Here is a 23,534-nt window from a genome sequence, read left to right on the forward strand (position 1 = left end):
CAGCATCGTTCTCCGTTAAAACTAAAAACGCCTTGGCTTGCCAAGGCGTTTTACTTTCAATCAGTCATGATTAATCGTCTTCTACACTGAATAGGTTTTCCATACTCAAACCTTGTTTGATTAGGATTTCACGTAGTCGACGTAGACCTTCCACTTGAATTTGACGGACACGTTCACGAGTTAAATTAATCTCACGCCCCACCTCTTCTAGCGTTGACGGCTCATACCCTAGCAATCCAAAACGGCGTGCTAAAACTTCTTTCTGCTTAGGGTTAAGCTCATCTAACCAGCTGATAAGCGAATCTTTGATATCGTCATCTTGAGTCGATACTTCTGGGTCTGAGTGCTTCACGTCTGGAATAATATCCAGTAACGCTTTCTCACCGTCGCCACCGATAGGGGTATCAACTGAACTTATGCGCTCATTTAAACGTAGCATCTTACTTACATCGTCAACCGGCTTATCTAGCTGAGTGGCTATCTCTTCTGCGGTTGGCTCATGGTCAAGCTTTTGAGAAAGCTCACGAGCAGTACGCAGGTAAATATTAAGCTCTTTAACGACGTGAATAGGCAAACGGATAGTACGAGTTTGGTTCATCAACGCGCGCTCAATGGTCTGACGGATCCACCAAGTTGCGTATGTAGAAAAACGGAAACCTCTTTCTGGGTCAAACTTTTCAACCGCTCGAATTAGACCAAGGTTGCCCTCTTCAATAAGGTCAAGTAGTGCTAATCCACGATTGCTGTAACGGCGAGATATTTTAACCACTAAACGTAAGTTACTCTCGATCATACGTTTACGAGCAGCTTCGTCACCACGCAATGCACGACGAGCATAAAGTACTTCTTCTTCAGCGGTTAATAGTGGAGAAAAACCAATTTCTCCGAGGTAAAGTTGAGTGGCATCGAGATTCTTACTCGATACTTCGAATTCTTCTTTGACAGTGTCATTTGATGATGCTGGTTTATTTGTATTTTGTTGTCTATTTTCGAACGATTCCATGTTCTCAATATCAAACTCTTCTACTTTTGCTGCTGTGTTGCTGATACTCATAGTGCCTCCCCCTGGCGAGCTAGCAAGACATTTTATACATCTAATGCCCTTGGTCGTCCTCTTCTAGCAAATCTTATGGTAAGTAACGCTTCGGATTTACCGACTTACCCTGATAGCGAATTTCAAAGTGCAAGCGAACACTGTTGGTTCCAGAACTGCCCATCGTTGCGATTTTTTGGCCAGATTTAACACTTTGACCTTCTTTTACTAGCAACTGATCGTTGTGCGCATACGCGCTTAAAAATTTATCATTATGTTTTATTATCACGAGGTTTCCGTAACCTCTTAACGCATTTCCTGAATAAACGACGGTACCCGCAGCGGTTGATGATATGGATTGTCCTCGCTGTCCTGCGATATCAATCCCTTTATTGCCTTGGTCTCCCGACGAAAAATTCTTAATTACTCTCCCTTTCGTTGGCCATAACCATTTGGTAACTTTAACATTATTTGTTGCCGGCTTATTGACGGCATTGTTAACATTTTGTTTACCTTTAGAACCAACATACTCCTTTGGTTTAGATTGTTCAACCCCTTTCGTCGTAGCTTTCTGTGCTACTGGTTTAGTATTGCTTGAGGTTGGTTTCGTAACTTGTTGATTTGAGTTTTTACTCGAAACGATAGGCTTTGCGGTTACAACTGCCGCAGTTGTTGCTGCAGCCGCTTTGGTTGATTTTCCACCAGCCCCTGTTCCTGCATAAGCTGGAGGCTGGTAAGCAGGCTGCCAAAGTTTTAATTTTTGCCCTGGATAAATGGTGTACGGAACCTGCAAATGGTTATAGCGGACAATCTCATTTACATCACGATCAGTAACATAAGCGATGAAATAAAGCGTATCGCCCTTTTCCACTTCGTAATAGCTGCCTCGATAACTGCCTCGTGAGATCGAGTCGTAATCTTTATTCAAACTTGATACTGGCGCAGGGGAATGAGCCGCACATCCGGCTAGGGCGCAACTCAACGCAAACATCAATAATGAACGAGATTTATTAGGCATGATTAAGCGAGATCACCTGCAACCAATGGAACAAAACGAACCATTTCGACTAATTCAGATAGGTATTCTTGACCTTGACGAGTAATTTTTAGCAACTGCTGTTCATCAACTCCCACAGGGATCACCATAATACCACCGTCTACCAACTGCTCAAGCAATCCATGTGGGATACTTTCTGCAGCAGCCGTTACAATAATGGCATCAAAAGGGGCTTTCGCCGCCCAGCCTTGCCAACCGTCACCATGCTTCGTTGAAATGTTATAGATATCTAACTGCTTCAAGCGACGCTTTGCATCCCATTGCAGTGCTTTGATTCGTTCAATGGAATAAACATGGTTAACTAACTGAGCAAGCACGGCGGTTTGATAACCAGAACCTGTACCTACCTCTAGGACTTTACTCTCTTGTTTTAGTTCAAGAATTTCAGTCATTTTAGCCACAATATATGGCTGAGAGATCGTCTGACCATGACCAATAGGAAGCGCATTATTGTCATAAGCTTGGTGCATCATCGCTTGAGAAACAAAACTCTCTCGCGGTAGCTTATAAATTGCGTCAAGCACCGCTTGATCTTGAATGCCACTCGCGACAAGCAACTGCATTAATTTGTCGGCATGTGGGTTTGCCATTACTAATTACCTTTTAACCAATGGGACATTGTCGCAATAGATTCGTGCGCCGTTAAATCAACTTGAAGAGGCGTAACAGAAACAAACCCCTGTTCTATCGCGAAGAAATCGGTACCTTCCCCAGCATCTTGTTCTTTCCCTGGAGGACCTAACCAATAGATATCATGCCCTCGAGGATCTTTTTGTTTAATCATATCCTCAGCATGGTGACGGGCACCTAAGCGAGTCACTACTGTCCCTGCCAATTCCGAGTATGGACGGTCAGGAATATTGACGTTCAACAACCGATTGGTTGGGATCGGCTGCTTTAGATGTTGTTGTACTAACTCGATTGCCACTTGCGCCGCCGTAGCAAAATGCTCTTTTCCTGCGAGAGAAAGAGCAATGGCTTGGACACCCAAGAAATGCCCTTCCATTGCCGCCGCTACGGTACCAGAATAAAGCACATCATCACCCAAATTGGCACCATGATTAATGCCCGACAATACCAAATCTGGCAAATCATCTTTCATCAGTTCATTTAGTGCAAAATGGACACAATCTGTTGGTGTACCTTGCACTGAATATGTATTGGGTACAATTTGCGTTACTCTCAGTGGTTGCTCAAGAGTTAACGAGTTCGATGCACCAGAACGATTTCGGTCTGGTGCGACAATGATAATGTCGGCAAAAGGCTCAAGAGCTTTAGCGAGGGTATGAATACCCTCAGCATGCACGCCATCATCATTACTTAATAAGATTTTTAAGCGTGATTCACTCATGAATAAACACGCTCGACTTCTACTTCTTCAATAAGCTCACGGACGATTGCAGTAGCAAAACAACCGGAATCTAAAGCAAAACGCAGTGTGACTTCATCACCTTCAACTTGCCATGACAAGTTTTGTGCTTTGAGCGCAATTTCACGACGATCGTGACGCATACGGTTACCACGGATCAGCGCCATCAAATCAGGTTCAGCATCAATCTGAGGTTGCTCTAATTGCAGTGCTTGTGCTTTGGTTGGTAACGCATTGTCACCGGCCATTGCTGCGGTAATCTGGTATTCACCCGCCGTGACTTTCTCGTTTGCAATAGCCAAGTCCGCGCTCTCAATGAGTAACAACTCATTACCCGCTTGCAGTAAATCACCATCGATCGCTTGATCAAAAGAGCCTTGCTCAATACGAGCAGAAACAATCGCATTAAATATCCATGAACGAGCCGCAGAAAGATACAAGCTACGCTTGTTCTGGTTGCGAGTACGGACGTTTTCACGCCCCCAACGACGAGCTTCATCGACATTGTTACCATCATGACCAAAACGCTGATTGCCGAAATAATTTGGCACGCCTGTTATCGCCACTTTCTCTAAGCGAGCAAGCACTTCTTCAACGTCGGTCACTTCCGAGAGCGTTACCACAAACTCATTGCCAACCAGATCACCAGGGCGAAGTTTTTTGTTATGACGATCGGTTGCGACAATATCAATCGATGGGTATTGCGCTAGGAAAGCACTGAAATCTGGCATTTCACCTTTCGGTAAATGCACACTCAACCACTGCTCTGTTACCGCATGGCGGTCTTTCAAACCCGCCCAACTAACATCTTTTGATTTAACACCACACGCTTTCGCTAACTCGTTAGCAACGAAGGCTGTGTTTTCGCCCGTCTTGCGGATGCGCACCATTAGGTGTTCGCCTTCACCCGTAAAATCAAAGCCTAAGTTCTCGTTTACTTGAAAGTGCTCTGGCTTAAGTTTTAATTTGCCTTGAGCCGTTGGCTTGCCATTTAAATAAGCGAGCGAAGATAAAATATCTGACATGATGGTTTCCATCGCCTAGTACCTGAGGTAACTGGCGATCTAAATTAATTTTGTTTGACCAATAAAACCACCGCTTCACAAGCGATGCCTTCTTTACGTCCAGTAAAACCAAGGCGCTCTGTCGTGGTTGCTTTCACATTGACATTACCAATCTCGGTTTCCAAATCTTGAGCAATCGCGGCGCACATACTTTCGATATGTGGCGCCATTTTCGGCGCTTGCGCCATAATGGTGACGTCCGCATTCCCCAGCAAGTAGCCTTGCTCTCTTACGCGGCGATAAACATCACGCAGCAGCATTCGGCTATCTGCGCCTTTCCATTTATCATCGGTATCGGGGAAGTGACGTCCAATATCACCAGCAGCGATGGCGCCAAGTAATGCATCACAAAGCGCATGCAGAGCAACATCACCATCAGAATGAGCAATTAAACCCTGCTCATAAGGAATAGCAACACCACCAATAATTACCGGACCTTCACCACCAAATTTATGTACATCGAAGCCGTGACCAATTCGCATCATAGGTTATCCTTTATTTCGCTCAAGATAGAACTCTGCTAACGCCAAATCTTCAGGTTGGGTAATCTTGATATTATCCGCCGAACCTTGGACTAAAGCGGGGTGATAACCCGCCCACTCCAGCGCCGATGCCTCATCAGTAATGATAGCACCCTCGGCTAAAGCCTCAGATAAAGTGCGCGTCAGTAGAGCAGCTCTAAACATTTGTGGGGTTAACGCATGCCACAACGCTTCACGATCAACGGTATGTTCAATATTATTATTTCCGTTTGCTCGTTTCATCGTATCACGCACTGGGGAAGCCAAAATACCGCCAACTTCATGCGTTTGTGATACGTCGATCAGTGTATTTATATCTGCTTCGCGAACACATGGTCGCGCCGCATCATGCACCATCACCCACTCACCGAGTTGATGTTGCTGCACGTATTGTAAACCGGATAATACCGAGTCAGCGCGCTCTCGCCCACCGGAAACTCTTACCACATCAGGATGTGTGGCAATTGCCAACTCAGAAAAATATGGGTCACCGTCGGTAATGGCAACCACCACTTTATTTATTCGAGGGTGATCGAGAAGTTTAAGCAGTGTGTGTTCTAATACCGTTAGCCCGCCAATCATTAAATATTGTTTAGGCTTGCCGGCTTTCATTCGGCTGCCGACACCCGCAGCAGGCACAATAGCAACAATCGAATCAGAGGGATTAATCATCATTATTGCTCTTCCTCTCCAATCATGCGGTAAAAGGTTTCACCCTCTTTAACCATGCCAAGTTCATGTCTTGCGCGTTCTTCAATGGCATCAAGCCCCTGACGCAAGTCATCAATCTCGGCAAACATCTCGTTGTTACGGGATGTCAGGCTCGCATTAACTTGTTTTTGTACTTCAATCTCAGAGCTAACGGTTTGATAGTCAACCATACCGTTTTTACCCTGCCACCAGGTGTACTGAAGCCAGCCTAAAAGTAACAATAAGATCAGTGCAAAAGCTCGCATAAAATTTTGTTAGAAAAGAGAAAAAGAAAGACCACATATATACCACAATGTCGCGATTGGCGCGAGATTGGGTTGATATGCGGTCTCAGAAGGATCGGTTAAATTGATTAGTTTATTGCAAGAAAAGCAAACAAACCGACACCAAGAAGAAGGCGATAAATCACAAATGGGGTCATGCCCATATGCGAAATCATCTTCAAGAAGAAGTGAATACAAATATAGGCACTGATGAACGAGGTAATGATACCAGTGACTAAGAAGCCAAAGTGAACTGGCTCACCACTTGTCACCAACTGCATCCCCAAGTAACCACCTGCTAATAAGATGATTGGGATCGACATTAAGAATGAGAAGCGAGCCGCGGCTTCTCGGGTAAAGCCAAGATAAAGAGCGGCGGTAATTGTCGCCCCTGAACGAGACGTACCAGGGATCATTGCTAATGCTTGAGCAACACCAATAAACAAGGCTTTTTTCCATGTCGCTTGGTATTCATCATCTTCAAGGGCTGACTTTTTATCAACGTACCAAAGTAACAAACCAAAAATGATCGTTGTCACAGCGATGATCCAAGCACTACGCAAATAGATCTCAATGATGTCTTTCATCAATAGACCAAAGATACAAGCTGGGATTGTCGCTAAAAAGATCATCCATGCGAGCTTGGCTTCTTTACTTCGATTACCTTTAAAAATCGAACCAAAGAAGGCTCTTAATAAACTGACAACTTCACTACGGAAGTAGATCATGACCGCCGCTAGCGTTCCGACATGAACAGCAACATCAAATGCCAAGCCCTGATCTTCCCAACCTAATACTACCGACGGCAAAATTAAGTGGGCAGAACTCGATATAGGCAAAAATTCAGTAAAACCCTGAATCAACGCCAATATAAACGCTTCAAAATAACTCATTAAAAACTCATTAAAGATTCATTCAAAACCATGGCGCAACGATCTTAAGCGACTCCATATGGCCCGCTTTTTGGTGTATTTGCGCTATAGTTTGTCCATCATTTGGTACCACCAAATTTGGACATAATTCATATAGAGGTTGGATGACAAACGCATATTGGTAGATATCATCACGAGGTATCTGCGGCTTATGCCGCGAAACATGCTCACCAAACAAAATGATATCAAGATCTAATGTGCGTGGTTCAAACTTAGCTGCGTCTTCCTTGCGTCCCCATCTAAGTTCAATTTTACGAAGGGCACGTGAAAAATCCGTCAATTCCATTGCGGTTTTCATTTCCACCACCAGATTGTAAAAAGCCTCACCGTTGAAGCCAACTGCCTCACACTCATAAATCGGAGAAAGACGCAATTCTTCTCCGATATGAGACAATTCAACAATTGCGGCTTCAATATGTTTTTCTCGCTCTAAATTCGAGCCAACGCCAATATAGGCGGTGATCATTGCTTTCCTCGCTCAATCACAACACCCACACCTTTCGCTTGTGGCACAGCACCCGGCTTAGTCAATCGAATTTTGATCCAAGGCACGTTAAAGCGCGACATAATTAATTCTGCTACTTCTTCGGCAACACGCTCTACTAATAAGAAACGACCATTGACGATATGTTCGATTACCGCACTACTCACTTGTGCGTAATCTAATGCATCAATTACATCATCGCTTTTACCCGCAGGTCGGTTGTCATGAGCCATCTCAATATCGAGTACAAGCTTTTGTTTGATCTCTTGTTCCCAATCGTAGACACCGATGGTAGTGATCACTTCTAATTGTTCAATGAATACTTTATCCATGCTTAATGACTTCCTAATACAGGTCGGATACCTATTGAAGATAAAAAAACGTACTATTTAACTCACTTATGCTTGTGACGAGTAGTTTGCTCGCAACAAGCGCGATATGATAGCAACTACTTGCTTTTTAAACATCTGTTTCATCGAGTTTACCTTCTATGACGCCACTAGCACTTGCCATGATCATTTCAGCCTATCTGTTAGGTTCGATCTCAAGTGCGGTTTTGATCTGTCGTGTTCTACGTTTACCAGACCCTCGCAAAGTCGGCTCTCACAATCCGGGAGCTACGAATGTCTTACGTATTGGTGGGAAAAAAGCCGCTATCTCAGTACTGTTGTGTGACATGCTGAAAGGTACAATTCCTGTTTGGGGCGGGTATTTCTTACAGATTGATCCGATCATGCTGGGGCTTGTCGCGATAGCAGCCTGCCTTGGGCATATGTACCCACTATTTTTCCACTTTAAAGGAGGAAAAGGTGTTGCTACAGCATTAGGTGCGATCGCGCCGATCGGTTTGGATCTTACCGCAATGGTCATTGCCACGTGGATCGTTGTCGCGTTGATCTTCCGCTATTCATCCTTTGCTGCATTGGTTACCGTCTTATTGGCACCTATGTACACCTGGATGGTCAAGCCTCAATACACCTTGCCAGTCGCTATGTTGTGTTGTTTGATTGTCTTCCGCCACCACCAAAATATACGCCGCTTATATGACGGTACTGAGCCAAAACTAGGCGAGAAAAAAATAGATCAAGCCCCTAAAGAGACTTGATCTATCTTGATCGCCGTGAGTATTACTTAAGAGTAAACGCGCGCGAAAAAGCCTTCCAGCATATTACCAACAAATTCAGGCTGTTCTAAATTGGAAATATGCCCAGCTTTAGGGATCTGAATGAACTCTGCGCCAGCGACACAATCTGCCATTAAGTAAGATTCAAGTACCGGTCTTGGCTTATCTTCTTGTCCAACTGCAATCAAGACTGGCAAGGCAAATTTTTCTAGTTCATCGATAAGATCACGACGCCCAAATACCATCCGCCCGATACGTGCCATCTCTTGCGCTTTTTCACCTTGAATGTCAGCCAAGCTCTGTTTAAAAGTAGAAACGAGTTGCGGATTATCTTGCTCTGCATTGTTAGCAAAAAACAGCGGCACGATGGCATCAATGATTGATTCAGGCACCTGTTGCTCGTTTTCAATCGTACTTAACATTGTGAAGTACTTTTTATGTGCAACTTCAGGCTCTAAGCCAACGAAGGTATCCATGAGCACTAAGCCTTTTACTCGTTGAGGAGCGAGTGTGACCAATTCAGTCCCCCACATTCCGCCCACCGATAAACCCACTAGAATGCACTCTTCAATATCAAGGTGATCAAGTAGTGCGAGCACTTGCTGTGCGTAATCTTTCAGTGTTCGAGTTGCCTGCGGTGCACAATCAGACTCTCCATGCCCCCAAAACTCAGGCACAATACAGCGATACGATTGGCTAAATTGCTCAATTTGTGGTGCCCACATTTGGCTGTCCCACAAGTAACTGTGTCCAAACACAACAACTGGTCCTTGCCCCACATCGAGATAAGCCATTTGGCGGTCATCAACTGAAAATTTGTTCATATTTCTATCCATTGATTATTATTTTTACTTGAGGATCAAAGCCGATCACATTGGCGTTTTGTAAAAAAGGCCGCTTAAACGCGACCTTTAATAATTGTATTAAACGATGGGATCAAGTTGATCAATTGGCCAGCGTGGTTTGGCTTGCACGGAAAGATCCGCCACTTCACCATTTTTCAGACGCTGCATGCCAACATAAGCGATCATCGCGCCGTTGTCGGTGCAGAATTCAGTTCGTGGGTAGTACACCTCACCACCAATCTTCTTCGCCAACGCACCTAATTCAGCTCGTAATCGCTTGTTCGCGCTCACGCCACCGGCAATAACAATGCGCTTAAATCCCGTTTGATCCAATGCTCGCTTACATTTGATCGACAAGGTCGCGCACACCGCTTCTTCAAATGCCAACGCAATATCTGCACGCGTCTGTTCATCATCACCATTTGCCGCAATCGTATTAGCAGTAAAGGTTTTTAAACCAGAGAAGCTCATATCTAGCCCAGGCACGTTAGTCATTGGACGTGGGAACTTAAATCGACCTGGTGTACCTTTTTCTGCCAGCTTAGACAGTAAAGGACCACCAGGGTAATCAAGACCCATTAACTTCGCCGTCTTATCAAAGGCTTCACCTGCCGCATCATCAATCGATTCGCCAAGGATCTTGTACTCGCCAATGTCTTTAACTTCAACCATCATTGAGTGACCACCGGAAACCAATACCGCGACAAACGGAAATGGTGGTGGGTTATCTTCCAGCATTGGCGCCAGCAAGTGACCTTCCATGTGATGAACAGGAACAGCAGGTATATTCCATGCGTAAGCAAGACTGCGACCAATGGTTGCGCCGACTAAAAGTGCCCCCACTAAGCCAGGACCGGCAGTGTAAGCAATACCATCAATATCTTTTGGCTCAAGGTTCGCTTCTGCCATTGCGGCTTTGATCAGCGGAATGGTTTTCTTTACATGATCGCGAGACGCTAGTTCAGGAACCACACCGCCGTAATCAGCGTGCAACTTTACTTGACTGTACAATTGATGAGAAAGCAGCCCTTTCTCGTCGTCATAGATGGCAATTCCCGTTTCATCACAGGAGGTTTCGATACCGATAATACGCATGGTCTACTCGGGATGTTTCTTCAATAGTTGCAAATTGGCGCCAATCTTACCCCGCCTTGACCTCGCAAACAAATTTTGTACAAAGGATCTCTCCACTTTTTCTGTACAGCTTCTATCCATTTTTTACCCGTATTTGTAAGGATAAACATCGCTATGTGCCTAGTTTTGCTTGAACAAAGAGCGGGGATGTTAGGTACGATTTCATTGATTAATATATGTACTAACATTCTGATTTAAAAATGATAACTGACAAACAAGCCTTAACCCTTTGCCAGCAATGCATGTTATGCAGAACTACACCTTGGCACTACATGGGTGTATACTCGACAAAGTGCTTTACAAAGCCATAGTGATCGGATTAAAATTCCGCACCATTTTTGATCAAGCTGGTTATAGACCGAACAGCATTGTTTGGGTTTCAGATACCAGCGTTAACGAATAACCCCTGAGGTGAAAGGCATATGCCAATAGTTAAAGTACGTGAAAACGAACCGTTCGACGTTGCCCTACGTCGTTTCAAGCGCTCTTGTGAAAAAGCAGGCATCCTTTCTGAAGTGCGTCGTCGTGAGCACTACGAAAAGCCAACTACAGTTCGCAAACGTGCTAAAGCAGCAGCTCAAAAGCGTCACGCTAAGAAGCTAGCTCGCGAAAACGCTCGTCGCGTTCGCCTGTACTAATAACTAATTCCTAAAGGAACCTAGTTATGGCTCTAATTGATACACTCAAAGACGAGCAAAAATTAGCGATGAAAGCCAAGGATAAGTTACGCCTTGGCACTATACGTTTAGCTCTCGCAGCAATAAAGCAACGTGAAGTTGACGAACAGATCACTCTGGGCGATGACGACATTCTTGCAGTGCTGACCAAAATGGTTAAACAACGTCGCGACTCTGTCGCTCAATACGAATCAGCAGGTCGTCAAGATCTTGCCGATGTGGAAAGCGCTGAAATTACCGTACTTGAGGATTTTATGCCTCAACCGCTAACTGATGATGAAGTGGCTCAGCTTATTGAAGCTGCGATCACTGAGTCTGGTTCGGCGGGCATGCAAGACATGGGGAAAGTAATGGGCGTTCTTAAACCACAAATTCAAGGGCGTGCAGATATGGGTAAAGTAAGTGGTTTAGTTCGCGCTAAACTTGCTTAATTACCCAACCTTATTGCAGCAAGCCGTGCACTCCATTGGATCGCACGGCTTGTTTGTATCTGGATAAAGGAATTTCTGAGATACTTATCTGTCTTAATCTCACTACTCATTCTCTTTTTTGTTAGGTTTTATGGCTGGACACATCCCTCGCAGTTTTATTGATGACCTTCTAGCTCGACTTGATATTGTCGATATCATTGACGCACGCGTGAAACTTAAGAAAAAAGGCAAGAACTACGGCGCTTGTTGCCCATTTCATAATGAAAAAACTCCTTCATTTAGCGTAAGCCAAGAAAAACAGTTCTATCACTGTTTTGGTTGTGGCGCGCATGGCAACGCCATCGACTTCATGATGGAATACGAACGCCTTGAATTTGTTGAAGCGATTGATGAATTAGCCTCATTCCTTGGTTTGGATGTCCCGCGTGAACAACGCCAAGGCGGCGGCTTTCGCAATGATCAACCACAAGCGAGCAGCGATCAAAAGCGCAGTTTGTATGATCTTATGGGTAGCATCGGTCAGTTCTATCGCGATCAACTCAAACAACCAAACAGCAAGATCGCCATTCAATACCTAAAAGATCGCGGACTCTCAGGTGAGATCGTACAGAAATTTGGTATTGGCTACGTCGCTGATGAATGGGATCTGGTTCGTAAAAATTTCGGTCAACAACCGGCCACGCAAGAGATGCTGGTCAGCGGTGGCATGCTGATCGAAAACGATAAAGGCAATCGCTACGATCGCTTCCGTGGTCGCGTAATGTTCCCTATTCGTGATCGCCGTGGACGAGTGATTGGCTTTGGTGGACGAGTTCTCGGTGACGGTACACCTAAATACCTTAACTCACCGGAAACGCCTATCTTCCATAAAGGCAAAGAGCTGTATGGTCTTTATGAGGTATTGCAAGCTTATCGTGAACCCCCTCGAATCCTCGTCGTCGAAGGCTATATGGATGTGGTCGCTTTAGCGCAATATGGCGTCGATTACTCAGTAGCCTCGCTTGGTACGTCAACAACCGGCGATCACTTGCAGGTATTATTTCGACAAACCAGTACTGTCGTGTGTTGTTATGATGGGGACCGAGCAGGTCGCGAAGCCGCATGGCGAGCAATGGAAAATGCCTTACCTTTCCTGACGGATGGTCGACAGCTCAAATTTATGTTTTTGCCTGACGGTGAAGACCCAGACTCTTTTATTCGTCAGCAAGGTAAACAAGCATTCGAACAGCAAATGGACTCGGCAATGTCATTGTCAGAATTCATGTTCAGTTCGCTCATGCAACAGGTCGATGTATCAAGTAGAGAAGGCATGGCAAAGCTAACTAGCCTTGCTGTTCCGCTGATTGATAAAGTCCCAGGCGGTACGTTACGCCTTTATCTACGTGACTTATTAGGTAAGCGTCTTGGTTTAATGGACGAACGCCAGCTTCAGCAGCTAATCAGTAAAGAAGCTCAAAAAGAAGCTCGCCCACTCCCACACCAAGAGATTAAACGAACGCCAATGCGAGAAGTAATCGCTTTGCTAATTCAAAATCCGAGCTATGCTGATATGGTACCGGATTTAAGTAGTGTGAAGAGTCTAACAGTTCCTGGACTAAGTTTATTACTTGAGGTGCTTGAATATTGTCAACAACACCCCAATATCACTACAGGTCAATTGCTTGAGCAATGGCGAAATAGTAGTCAGTCAGCACTGATGTTACGTCTCGCGGGATGGCAAATACCTCTCGATGACGACAATGAAACAGATATATTTTTAGACTCATTGGACAGAATACTGTCTCAGTGCGTCGAAAAACAAATTGAAAACCTGCAGGCCAAAGAAAGAAGCATCGGTTTATCAGCCGAAGAGAAAAGGGAGCTACTAGCGCTAATGCTAGATTTGAAAGCGTAACCCTGTTTGTATAGGCAGCAATCAATTAATTTGTTAATATGTATGGTTTGCATATCGCATACTAATTCCTTCACCAAATACTAAGTTGGATACCGTCTATGGATCAAAATCCGCAGTCACAGCTGAAACAACTTGTCATTAAAGGCAAGGAACAAGGCTATCTGACCTACGCAGAAGTTAACGACCACCTGCCTGCAGAAATCGTAGATTCTGAGCAGGTTGAAGACATCATTCAAATGATCAATGACATGGGTATCCGAGTGGTAGAAACTGCTCCGGATGCTGATGATCTAGCACTAAATGATGATGACACTATTACCGATGAAGACGCAGCAGAAGCAGCAGCGGCAGCACTTTCAAGCGTAGAAAGCGAAATCGGTCGAACCACTGACCCAGTACGCATGTACATGCGCGAAATGGGTACAGTTGAGCTACTAACTCGCGAAGGCGAAATCGACATCGCGAAGCGTATCGAAGATGGTATCAACCAAGTTCAAAACGCCGTTGCGGAATACCCTGGTACTATCCCTTACATCCTAGAGCAATTTGATAGGATTCAAGCGGAAGAACTTCGTTTAACAGACCTAATTACAGGCTTTGTTGATCCAGATTCAGATGAAACAGCTGCACCGACTGCAACACACATCGGTTCAGAGTTGCAAAAATCAGATCTTGAAGACGAAGATAAAGACGAAGATGAAGATGAAAATTCTGACGATTCTGACGATTCAGAAGAGACAGAAGAAGATACGGGTATCGATCCAGAGCTTGCTCTTGAGAAATTCACGGCACTTCGCAACACATTCCAGAATTACCAGTTAGCGGCAAATGAGCACGGTAAAGAAAGCCCGAAAGCACAAATTGCGCACGAGCTTGTTATCGATGTATTCAAAGAGTTCCGTCTAACGCCTAAACAGTTTGACTACTTAGTAGAAGAACTGCGTACTTCTATGGAACGAGTTCGTACTCAAGAGCGCCTAATCATGAAGGCAACTGTTGAATACGGCAAAATGCCTAAGAAGTCATTCATCACTCTATTTACGGGTAATGAATCAAATGAAGCATGGTTAGACGAAGTACTTGCGTCTGACAAGCCATACGCAGACAAGATCAAACTAAGTGATGCTGATATTCGTCGTTCAATCATGAAGCTTAAAATGATTGAAGAAGAGACGTCTCTGACTGTACAAAACATCAAAGACATCAGCCGTCGTATGTCTATCGGTGAAGCGAAAGCTCGTCGTGCGAAGAAAGAGATGGTAGAGGCGAACTTACGTCTTGTAATCTCTATTGCGAAGAAATACACCAACCGTGGTCTACAATTCTTGGATCTAATCCAAGAAGGTAACATCGGTCTAATGAAAGCGGTTGATAAATTTGAATACCGTCGTGGTTACAAGTTCTCAACTTACGCTACATGGTGGATTCGTCAGGCAATCACGCGTTCTATCGCTGACCAAGCTCGTACTATCCGTATTCCGGTACACATGATCGAAACGATCAACAAGCTAAACCGTATCTCTCGTCAAATGCTACAAGAGATGGGTCGTGAGCCATTACCAGAAGAACTGGCAGAGCGCATGCAAATGCCAGAAGATAAGATCCGTAAAGTACTGAAGATCGCTAAAGAGCCAATCTCTATGGAGACACCAATTGGTGACGACGAAGATTCGCACCTAGGTGACTTTATCGAGGATACCACTCTAGAACTACCTCTAGACTCTGCAACGGCAACAAGCCTACGTGCAGCAACTAAAGACGTTCTAGCAGGTCTAACACCTCGTGAAGCGAAAGTACTGCGTATGCGTTTTGGTATCGATATGAACACTGACCACACTCTAGAAGAAGTGGGCAAGCAGTTCGACGTTACTCGTGAACGTATTCGTCAGATCGAAGCGAAAGCACTGCGTAAACTACGTCACCCTAGCCGTTCAGAAACCCTGCGCAGCTTCCTAGACGAGTAATTCGTACTCTATCGTGATGAAAGGTGAGCAATAGCTCACCTTTTTTATATTTAATCGGTTTAACTGAATAAAAACTAAGCGGAATTAACCCCTGTAGTGGCTAGACACTCCAAGGCTCATCCCCTATAATCGTTCACCTAATTCGGCCCCTTAGCTCAGTGGTTAGAGCAGTCGACTCATAATCGATTGGTCCCCAGTTCAAGTCTGGGAGGGGCCACCAAATTTGAAAAGCTCGTAGAGAAATCTACGGGCTTTTTTTATAACTCAATAAAACATTCTCTCGCAGCAAGATATAAAAAAGGCTGACGAATCTCGCCAGCCTATCAATCTTTATCCGAGTCATTTTAGTGCGTTAACTAAATTGCCCAGCCACCCGCATAGAAGCCAACTAGAATCGCTGTCAGCAATACGATACCGAAGCTTAACTTCTTCCACTCACCAGCAACCACTCGTCCGCATACCAAGCATAGGAAGCCAAGCATGATGCCTGTTACGATGTTTGCAGTTAGAACAATAAATACCGCACACACAAGACCAGCCAATGCATCAATTGAGTCACCAAAGTCGAGTTTGCTGACATTACTCAGCATTAGCAAACCAACGTACATTAGTGCCGGTGCTGTAGCATAGTTTGGCACTAGGTAGCTAATTGGCGAGATAAATAGCACTAGCAAGAACAACAAACCAACCACAACTGCGGTTAGACCTGTTTTACCACCAGCCGCCGTACCAGCTGCAGACTCAATGTAAACAGCCGCAGGCGCACCACCGACAACACCAGAAACAATACTGCTCACTGAATCAGAAGTTAGCGCTTTACCACCATCAATGATGTTGCCATCTTTGTCTAACAAGTTCGCTTGGCCAGCAACCGCGCGAATCGTGCCTGTCGCATCAAAAATTGCCGTCATCACTAGCGCTAAAACACTAGGCAGAACCAGCGGGCTAAATGCCCCCATGATATCCATCGAGCCAAATAACGAACCTTCGCCACCAAAAGAAGGCATAGCAAACAAACCTTGGTAAGTTACGTTAGGATCAAAGATTAGACCGAAGACTGAGATCGCAACGATCACCAATAAAATACCACCAGGAACACGACGCTTCTCTAAACCAAAAATCGCCGCTAGACCTAATACTGACATCAGCACTGGTAATGATGTGAAATCACCAAACTTAACTGGTAAGCCTGCCGCTGGGTTTTTCTCAACCAGACCAACACCGTTTGCTGCGATAAGAAGCAAAAACAGACCAATACCAATCCCTGTACCATGGGCAATACCAACCGGTAAGTGAGTCAAAATCCACTGACGTAAACCAGTTACGGTAATCGCTGTAAATACCACACCCATTAAAAATACAGCGCCTAAGGCAACTGGAATTGAAACACCCTGCCCTAGCACTAAGCTAAATGCCATGAACGCGGTCAGTGAGATAGCGCAACCAATCGCCATTGGTAGATTTGCCCATAAGCCCATCAGTAATGAACCAAATGCAGCGACCAAACAGGTAGCGATGAAAACAGAACCCTGATCAAATCCAGCCGCGCCCAACATACTTGGAACTACAATCACCGAGTACACCATTGCTAAGAACGTTGTCAGACCCGCCAGCACTTCTTGGCGGACATTGCTTCCTCGCTGGGTAATTGAAAAGTACTGGTCCAGCTTACTTCCTGTTGGAGATAAAGCTTGTTGACTATTCTCTGGCTGAGATGGGGTCTTGTCAGACATGATTTTTCCTATTCGATGTTATGACTAAATACCATTAGAAGCATTAGTAAGTAATTACTTACCCAGAACCACCGCAATGCTTGGTTCGGATGAGTCATTTTTAGATATTTAACAAAGCCGCTATACCCAAGAAACTTGAAGGTGCAGGTAGGCGGCAAGTAAGAAAGTCCCCCTGAGCATAGGTGAACTATGTGATTGGGGCGCACGAACACAGCCAACACCGCTGCAACTTCAAGTATGACGGGTATAAATCTGGTTAAAACAGAACACCTACATTAAGTAGGGCTGATTAAAGGCGGGAAAATACATGGTAATTTTGCTGATGACAAGCGATTTAACCGATTAAAGCAAACGATTCCGTAATCAAGTTATTGTCATTTGTATTGTGCAATTTACAGTCACTCTTTAAGTTGTTTGCCAATTCAATAGATCATTGAGCTCACATTGATGATAGATAGCAAAATAACCAAGAATCGCTACAATATCTGCATACTGAAAATATGAAGAAAATGATGATGCAGCGCGACTACACCTTTGATTGTTTATCAACGACAGCCCGTGAAGAGCTAGAAGAACTCAGCCTACGTATGATTCACCGCTTAGTACCTGAAGAGTACTTAAGTGAGATCTTTACCTTCGATGGGGAAGAAACTGAATCAGAAGATAAGCTACAAGAAGCTCAACTTGATGCAATGCTACGCCTCAATGCTATTGCGCTTAGCCAACTGCCCGCGTTATTCCAAGATTCCGAGAACGCAGCGCAAAATACCCTGCGCATGCAGCGACTGATTCTGTGGCATTTCTATGCGGTTTCCTTTCATTTGGAGCGTGCAATTTCACTGCAAGTTCACTGTAACCATGTTGAAGCTATTTTGAAGCAAAGTCCTGAGAACACGCTTGAATGGGTCACAACGCTGACTGATTTACTGCGTCAATACTCGAAAATTGCGCAAGCATGATCAAATAGGCAACGATTAGTGAGTGTTGTGATTCTAAACTGGCATCAAGTCTGTCTTCTGATGTAAAAATCGGTGTCACCTCGCTAGAATACAATCTAGCTCACCACCACTAATCCCCCGGCGGCAAAGTCGATAGGCTTTGCCGTGATCATATCTACAAATACAAAAAAGCGATCATTCTCTAGCGTGTCCAAATAACCTATCACGAACAACACGCATCGCTTTCGCTATCGAAACACTCTCCTATGCTTTGTAGAATTTACCATAGCTTATTCTTTGCATTGGCAACGACCTACATATTTGACGCTTGACGAATCGGATCAGAACTTTAACTCTACTGACGATAAAGTAGTCAATATGGGAAGTGACAACAATGAATAAATGGACCAAACATGCGTTAGCCGGCGTTGTAGCTGTGTCGTTCAGCTTAAGCTCGCTAAACGCATTCGCACAAGAAACCGTGTATCGCTTAAAACTGGCAGAAACTTGGGGACCCAACACCCCAATCCTCGGCGATGCTTCAAAAAACTTAGCCAAGCTCGCTGAAGAAATGTCCAATGGTCGTATACAGATCCGCATCGATTCAGCCAACAAACATAAAGCGCCATTAGGCGTGTTCGATATGGTTAAATCGGGGCAGTATGATTTAGGGCACTCAGCGTCTTATTACTGGAAAGGTAAGGTGCCAAATACCCTTTACTTCTCAGCGATGCCCTTTGGCATGATGTCGACAGAGCAATACGCTTGGTTCTATCACGGTGGCGGCTTGGAGTTGATGCAAGAAGTCTACGCGCCACACAACCTACTCTCTTTCCCTGGCGGTAACTCTGATATTCAAATGGGTGGCTGGTTTCAAAAAGAGATTAAGACCATCGATGATCTAAAAGGTCTCAAGATTCGCATTCCGGGTTTTGCTGGCGAAGTAATGGCTCGTGTGGGAGCGAAACCAACCAACATTGCACCGGGTGAAATGTACACCTCACTAGAACGTGGCACCATTGATGCCCTTGAGTGGGTAGGGCCGGCTTTTGATCTGCGCATGGGCTTTCATAAAATCGCCCCTTACTACTACACTGCATGGCATGAGCCAGGCTCAGAAACTCAGTTCCTAGTAAATAAGAAGACTTGGCAAAAATTACCTAAAGATATTCAAGTGATCTTAGAAACCGCCTTCCGCGTGGCTGCCTTTGATATGTACACCCAAGCGATTGATGCCAATGCCAATAGCTGGGCATCTATGAGTGAAGAGTACCCCAACATCAAAGTGCTCGATTTCCCACCGGAGGTGATTAAACGGCTCAATCAAGAAAAAGAAATTCTACTTGATGAGTTTGCCGCTAACGACCCACAGGCAAAACGTATTATTGAATCTCAACGTCAATATTTGAGCAAGGTTCGCTCTTGGACCGATATTTCTACCAAGGCTTATCTCAACAGCAATTAAGTCATAATGAAAAGCCAGAGCGATTAAATCGGCTCTGGCTTTTTTACGGCAGTTTGTTTTTACACTAAAGTGAAATTAGAAAGCGTAAATTACTGTGATACCAGTCAATGTGTCTTCATGCTTCCCTGCTAAATCTACATCTTCTTCTGAAGTCTTTCTTACTTCACCAGAAATGATGAAGTTAGGCGCTGCGTGGTAGCTTAAACCCATAGAGTAGATGCTACGCTCACCTTGAATAGAGCCATCATCAAAATCTACGTTTGATAGGTAAACATATGGGCGAAGACCGATAGCAAAGTAGTACTCTGCATAAATATCCATACCTTCAGCATCTGCGTATTTGTTGGTCTTCAGCGGAGTATTCGGATCCGCAGCATTAAAGCTATACGCTAATAGATCAGTTTCATGCGCTTTAGTACCATCAGTGTAAGCCGCTGCTACTTTGAAAGCTTCGTATGAATACTTAACCGCTACAGTAGTGATCTTTTGCTCATCAGACGCTTCAAGATTCATGGTGCCAGCAGTCGTTTTGATTTTATTCACCATATGAGTGGCACCTAAACTAATGCCATTGTCAAAATCGTAGCTTGCGGCAAGTGCATAGTTCGAATCACGTTTCACGTCTTGACTCGTGTTTTGAACGCCTTTGAAACCATGTTGAACCGAAAGATTCAAGTTATCAAAGCTCTTACGGTAAGTAACTAGATCATCACCGCGTGCTGTCGCCATGAAACCACCATCTTTGCCATCGCTAAAGAGTGGTGTTGCATCTGGATCGAATACAATTAAGTTATCCATGTAACCAGCCACATCGTGGTACACAGAGTACTGTTTACCAAAGCGCAAGCTACCTAGCTCTTCGTTATGGATAGAGAAGTAACCTAAACGAGTACGGAATTGGTCATCTGATTTGGTTCCAGATTCATCTGACGGTGCACTGGTGAGGTTGTCCCACTCAAATTTCACATCGCCAGACCAACCGTTACCTAATTGCTGCTCAACACCAAAACCTAGTGTGCTGCGGCTAGTATTAAAATCATGGTCATCAAGTAAATGTACAGGTTTCCAATAATCCATTAAGAATGCACCCGAAATATCGACTTTCATAGTGTCATTTTCGTAAACAGTTGCAGCAAATGCTTGGCTAGAAAGCGCTAAGCTAGTTAGAAGTACGATCTTCTTTTTATTAAATTTCATTCCACGCTCCGATTTGGATATTATTATTTATAACCAAATTTATAATTGGTCTAATTTATTACAGGCAAAAATGTCGATTTAACTTAATAGCAATAGGAATGAATACTAGAAACATCAGCTAGTACAATAAAATCACCTTATCGGTAACTGTTAGACATTTTGTATCCAAAGTGTTAAATATTTATTGATTTACTGAGCTAATATAATTTCTGGCACCACCGAGAAGTCCAAAAATGGAAGACTATAGATTTTGACAAGAAGGTAGGATAGATAGAGTGAAGTCATGAGTGTACCAAGCTACAGAGCTTGACCTCGACCTACTTTTATTTTCACGACCAGTATTCATCTCGAATCTCATTACTAATTGCGGTTAATTTCGACAGGATGATATTTAAACAAAAATAATATTAAGTGAATGAAAATAATAAATAAGTGTGATCATGAGCGCTGCAGATAATAATAAAGTATTTCGAATATCACAAAAAAGGAGACTTTCATATACAACTAGTCTCTATCTGTTTTTTATTGAATAGACAAAAATATTTTAATTAAAAAGTTCATTTATTAATTTAGGGCACTAAATTAATAATATTAAAAAAGAAACACTCAAACTATATTATTATATAATATAGAAAGAGAAATATACATATAGATTTGAAATATATAAATACGACCACAACGCCCGTTACATCTAGCATTGTTTGATATAAATACCAGATTGCAATTGTTACTTTGTTAATAACTTGAGTGGTATTAATTAAATATTTTGGCGTGTTCTTTTTTTCTAAATGATAAAAAGTTGACACAAAAAACGCTGCCGAAGCTAGACTTGGGCAGCGTTTTGTAGCGAGTTCGGCTACTCGACTGTAACGGCTTTGGCTAAGTTACGTGGTTGATCCACATCAGTTCCTTTAATCAAGGCGACGTAGTAAGAGAGCAACTGCATTGGAATGGTGTAGTAAATTGGCGCAGTAATATCACTCACGTGCGGCATGGTGATGATCTTCATCGTTTCATCCGCTTCAAAACCGGCATCTTCATCGGCGAAGACATACAATAAGCCACCACGAGCACGCACTTCCTCAATATTCGATTTTAGCTTCTCTAACAAGTCATTACTTGGTGCGACCACTACCACTGGCATATCGGCATCAATCAGCGCTAATGGACCATGTTTAAGCTCACCTGCTGCGTATGCTTCAGCGTGAATGTACGAAATCTCTTTAAGCTTTAAAGAGGCTTCCATGGCGATTGGGTAAAACTCACCACGCCCCAAAAACAGCGTATGGTGCTTATCAGCAAAATCTTCAGCTAATGCTTCAATTTCTTTTTCGAATGACAAAGCCTGCTCAATTTGTTTTGGTAGGGCATGCAGTGCTTGCACAACTTCTAATTCACGCGCTTTATCGATACGTCCTTGCTGTTTGCCCAGTGCAGTTACCAGCATTAATAGAGCTGACAATTGAGTGGTAAATGCTTTGGTTGAGGCCACGCCAATTTCAACCCCAGCGCGAGTCATAAAGGCAAAATCGGATTCGCGTACCAGAGATGAGCCTGCTACGTTACAAATCGTCATGGCTGCCATGTAGCCTTTTTCTTTCGCTAGACGCAATGCCGCCAAGGTATCTGCCGTCTCTCCAGATTGAGATAGGGTGATCAGTAAACTGTTCGGGCGAGTCACGAATTTGCGGTAGCGGAATTCAGAGGCGATCTCCACATCACAACTAACACCTGCGATATCTTCAAACCAGTAGCGCGCCGTCATACCTGCATTATAGGAGGTACCACAAGCCACAATCTGCACGTGTTCAACTCGGCTTAAGATATCTTTCGCATGGACGCCAATTGCGTCAGTCACAACAGAATCGTGAGTAATACGACCTTCCATTGTGTTGATCAAAGCGGTTGGCTGCTCATAAATCTCTTTTTGCATAAAGTGACGATATTGACCTTTGTCACCCGCATCGTGTTCTGCACTTGACTCAATCACTTCACGCTCGACTTCTTCACCCGCTTGGTTTAACACCGTCACTTTACGACGAGTGATTTCAGCGATGTCACCTTCTTCTAGGTACATAAATCGACGAGTCACGCTAAGCAGTGCCAATTGGTCTGAAGCAAGGAAGTGCTCACCGACACCAATACCAATTACAATAGGGCTGCCAGAGCGGGCTACCACTAGGCGACTTGGGTCTTTGCGATCCATCACTACTGTACCGTATGCACCTTCAAGCTGCTTTGCGGTATTTTGCAACGCTTCAATTAATGAAGCGGCACTGCGTAGTTCCCACTCAACCAAGTGAGCAATCACTTCAGTATCGGTTTGTGATTCAAACACATAACCACGTTGACGTAGCAATGCACGTAGCTCTTCATGGTTTTCAATAATGCCATTATGAACAACGGTAATATCACCAGAGATATGAGGGTGAGCATTGATTTCTGAGGGCTCACCGTGAGTCGCCCAACGTGTATGAGCGATACCTGTACCACCAATCACTTCTGCGCTTTCAACGGCGTCAGCAAGTTCTTGGACTTTACCCAAGCGGCGAATACGAGTCAGATTTGATTCAGCATCAACCACTGCCACACCTGCAGAGTCATAACCACGATATTCTAAACGTTTTAGGCCTTCTACTAGGATTTCCGCCACATCACGCTGCGCTACAGCACCAACGATTCCGCACATAGAGTTTTCT

Annotated in this window: 23 protein-coding genes and 1 tRNA gene; 8 read left to right on the forward strand and 16 right to left on the reverse strand. The window is 44.1% G+C overall.

What is annotated here, in order from left to right; genetic code table 11:
* Positions 1-70 precede the first annotated feature (70 nt).
* The 11 genes from rpoS to folB all read right to left on the reverse strand — a co-directional run bounded on the left by rpoS (position 71) and on the right by folB (position 7,766).
* Positions 71-1,054: an RNA polymerase sigma factor RpoS gene (rpoS, locus tag H2O73_RS18050; protein ID WP_182110324.1), complete on the reverse strand. Its 984-nt coding sequence runs from the start codon at positions 1,052-1,054 to the stop codon at positions 71-73.
* 73 nt (positions 1,055-1,127) lie between these two features.
* Positions 1,128-2,051, reverse strand: a complete 924-nt coding sequence (locus H2O73_RS18055) for a peptidoglycan DD-metalloendopeptidase family protein (protein ID WP_182110325.1) — start codon at positions 2,049-2,051, stop codon at positions 1,128-1,130.
* Positions 2,052-2,053: 2 nt separating this feature from the next.
* A complete protein-coding gene (locus H2O73_RS18060) occupies positions 2,054-2,680 on the reverse strand; it encodes a protein-L-isoaspartate(D-aspartate) O-methyltransferase (RefSeq protein WP_182110326.1) in 627 nt (208 codons plus the stop codon).
* Positions 2,681-2,682: 2 nt separating this feature from the next.
* Positions 2,683-3,441: a 5'/3'-nucleotidase SurE gene (gene surE / locus H2O73_RS18065; RefSeq protein WP_182110327.1), complete on the reverse strand. Its 759-nt coding sequence runs from the start codon at positions 3,439-3,441 to the stop codon at positions 2,683-2,685.
* Positions 3,438-4,484 carry a tRNA pseudouridine(13) synthase TruD gene (truD, locus tag H2O73_RS18070; RefSeq protein WP_182110328.1) on the reverse strand — a complete coding sequence of 349 codons (1,047 nt, stop codon included), beginning with the start codon at positions 4,482-4,484 and terminating at the stop codon, positions 3,438-3,440. The genes surE and truD overlap by 4 nt, the downstream gene beginning before the upstream one ends.
* Positions 4,485-4,528: 44 nt before the next feature.
* On the reverse strand, positions 4,529-5,008 hold the full coding sequence (gene ispF, locus H2O73_RS18075; RefSeq protein ID WP_182110329.1) for a 2-C-methyl-D-erythritol 2,4-cyclodiphosphate synthase: 480 nt from the start codon (positions 5,006-5,008) through the stop codon (positions 4,529-4,531).
* Positions 5,009-5,011: 3 nt separating this feature from the next.
* Entirely contained in the window at positions 5,012-5,716 is a 705-nt protein-coding gene (gene ispD / locus H2O73_RS18080; RefSeq protein ID WP_438696093.1) for a 2-C-methyl-D-erythritol 4-phosphate cytidylyltransferase, read from the reverse strand.
* 2 nt (positions 5,717-5,718) lie between these two features.
* Positions 5,719-6,000, reverse strand: a complete 282-nt coding sequence (gene ftsB / locus H2O73_RS18085; protein WP_182110331.1) for a cell division protein FtsB — start codon at positions 5,998-6,000, stop codon at positions 5,719-5,721.
* 107 nt (positions 6,001-6,107) lie between these two features.
* On the reverse strand, positions 6,108-6,911 hold the full coding sequence (locus H2O73_RS18090; protein WP_182110332.1) for an undecaprenyl-diphosphate phosphatase: 804 nt from the start codon (positions 6,909-6,911) through the stop codon (positions 6,108-6,110).
* Positions 6,912-6,933: 22 nt separating this feature from the next.
* Complete coding sequence (gene folK / locus H2O73_RS18095; protein ID WP_182110333.1) at positions 6,934-7,416, reverse strand: 2-amino-4-hydroxy-6-hydroxymethyldihydropteridine diphosphokinase; 483 nt, start codon at positions 7,414-7,416, stop codon at positions 6,934-6,936.
* Positions 7,413-7,766, reverse strand: a complete 354-nt coding sequence (gene folB / locus H2O73_RS18100; protein WP_182110334.1) for a bifunctional dihydroneopterin aldolase/7,8-dihydroneopterin epimerase — start codon at positions 7,764-7,766, stop codon at positions 7,413-7,415. The genes folK and folB overlap by 4 nt, the downstream gene beginning before the upstream one ends.
* Positions 7,767-7,924: 158 nt before the next feature.
* Between folB and plsY the strand changes: the two genes are divergently transcribed.
* Positions 7,925-8,539, forward strand: coding sequence for a glycerol-3-phosphate 1-O-acyltransferase PlsY (gene plsY / locus H2O73_RS18105; protein WP_182110335.1), 615 nt, complete (start codon positions 7,925-7,927; stop codon positions 8,537-8,539).
* A gap of 26 nt (positions 8,540-8,565) precedes the next feature.
* Here plsY and H2O73_RS18110 read toward each other — a convergent pair whose 3' ends face one another.
* On the reverse strand, positions 8,566-9,381 hold the full coding sequence (locus H2O73_RS18110) for an alpha/beta fold hydrolase (RefSeq protein ID WP_182110336.1): 816 nt from the start codon (positions 9,379-9,381) through the stop codon (positions 8,566-8,568).
* Between the two features lie 99 nt (positions 9,382-9,480).
* Complete coding sequence (gene tsaD / locus H2O73_RS18115; RefSeq protein WP_182110337.1) at positions 9,481-10,497, reverse strand: tRNA (adenosine(37)-N6)-threonylcarbamoyltransferase complex transferase subunit TsaD; 1,017 nt, start codon at positions 10,495-10,497, stop codon at positions 9,481-9,483.
* A 461-nt stretch (positions 10,498-10,958) separates the two neighbouring features.
* On the opposite strand from tsaD, the gene rpsU reads away from it, so the two are divergent.
* The 5 genes from rpsU (at position 10,959) to H2O73_RS18140 (ending at position 15,722) form a co-directional block, all read left to right on the forward strand.
* Positions 10,959-11,174 (forward strand): 30S ribosomal protein S21, encoded by a 216-nt coding sequence (rpsU, locus tag H2O73_RS18120; protein ID WP_004396009.1) that lies wholly within the window; start codon positions 10,959-10,961, stop codon positions 11,172-11,174.
* Between the two features lie 26 nt (positions 11,175-11,200).
* Positions 11,201-11,644 carry a GatB/YqeY domain-containing protein gene (locus H2O73_RS18125; protein WP_182110338.1) on the forward strand — a complete coding sequence of 148 codons (444 nt, stop codon included), beginning with the start codon at positions 11,201-11,203 and terminating at the stop codon, positions 11,642-11,644.
* A 130-nt stretch (positions 11,645-11,774) separates the two neighbouring features.
* Positions 11,775-13,538: a DNA primase gene (dnaG, locus tag H2O73_RS18130; protein WP_182110339.1), complete on the forward strand. Its 1,764-nt coding sequence runs from the start codon at positions 11,775-11,777 to the stop codon at positions 13,536-13,538.
* A gap of 98 nt (positions 13,539-13,636) precedes the next feature.
* Positions 13,637-15,502, forward strand: coding sequence for an RNA polymerase sigma factor RpoD (rpoD, locus tag H2O73_RS18135; RefSeq protein WP_182110340.1), 1,866 nt, complete (start codon positions 13,637-13,639; stop codon positions 15,500-15,502).
* Positions 15,503-15,646: 144 nt separating this feature from the next.
* Positions 15,647-15,722, forward strand: a tRNA-Ile gene (locus H2O73_RS18140).
* A 136-nt stretch (positions 15,723-15,858) separates the two neighbouring features.
* Here the strand turns inward: H2O73_RS18140 and H2O73_RS18145 are convergent.
* Positions 15,859-17,235: an NCS2 family permease gene (locus tag H2O73_RS18145; protein ID WP_182110341.1), complete on the reverse strand. Its 1,377-nt coding sequence runs from the start codon at positions 17,233-17,235 to the stop codon at positions 15,859-15,861.
* 515 nt (positions 17,236-17,750) lie between these two features.
* On the opposite strand from H2O73_RS18145, the gene H2O73_RS18150 reads away from it, so the two are divergent.
* Together H2O73_RS18150 and H2O73_RS18155 are read left to right on the forward strand one after the other, a co-directional pair.
* Positions 17,751-18,194: an exoribonuclease R gene (locus H2O73_RS18150; RefSeq protein ID WP_182110356.1), complete on the forward strand. Its 444-nt coding sequence runs from the start codon at positions 17,751-17,753 to the stop codon at positions 18,192-18,194.
* 373 nt (positions 18,195-18,567) lie between these two features.
* On the forward strand, positions 18,568-19,638 hold the full coding sequence (locus tag H2O73_RS18155) for a TRAP transporter substrate-binding protein (RefSeq protein WP_182110342.1): 1,071 nt from the start codon (positions 18,568-18,570) through the stop codon (positions 19,636-19,638).
* Between the two features lie 75 nt (positions 19,639-19,713).
* On the opposite strand, the gene H2O73_RS18160 is transcribed toward H2O73_RS18155, so the two are convergent.
* Complete coding sequence (locus H2O73_RS18160; RefSeq protein WP_182110343.1) at positions 19,714-20,835, reverse strand: porin; 1,122 nt, start codon at positions 20,833-20,835, stop codon at positions 19,714-19,716.
* An 856-nt stretch (positions 20,836-21,691) separates the two neighbouring features.
* Positions 21,692-23,524: a glutamine--fructose-6-phosphate transaminase (isomerizing) gene (gene glmS, locus H2O73_RS18165; protein ID WP_182110344.1), complete on the reverse strand. Its 1,833-nt coding sequence runs from the start codon at positions 23,522-23,524 to the stop codon at positions 21,692-21,694.
* Positions 23,525-23,534: the final 10 nt, after the last annotated feature.

The organism is Vibrio marinisediminis, assembly GCF_014050145.1.
GTDB classification, from domain to species: Bacteria; Pseudomonadota; Gammaproteobacteria; order Enterobacterales; family Vibrionaceae; genus Vibrio; species Vibrio marinisediminis.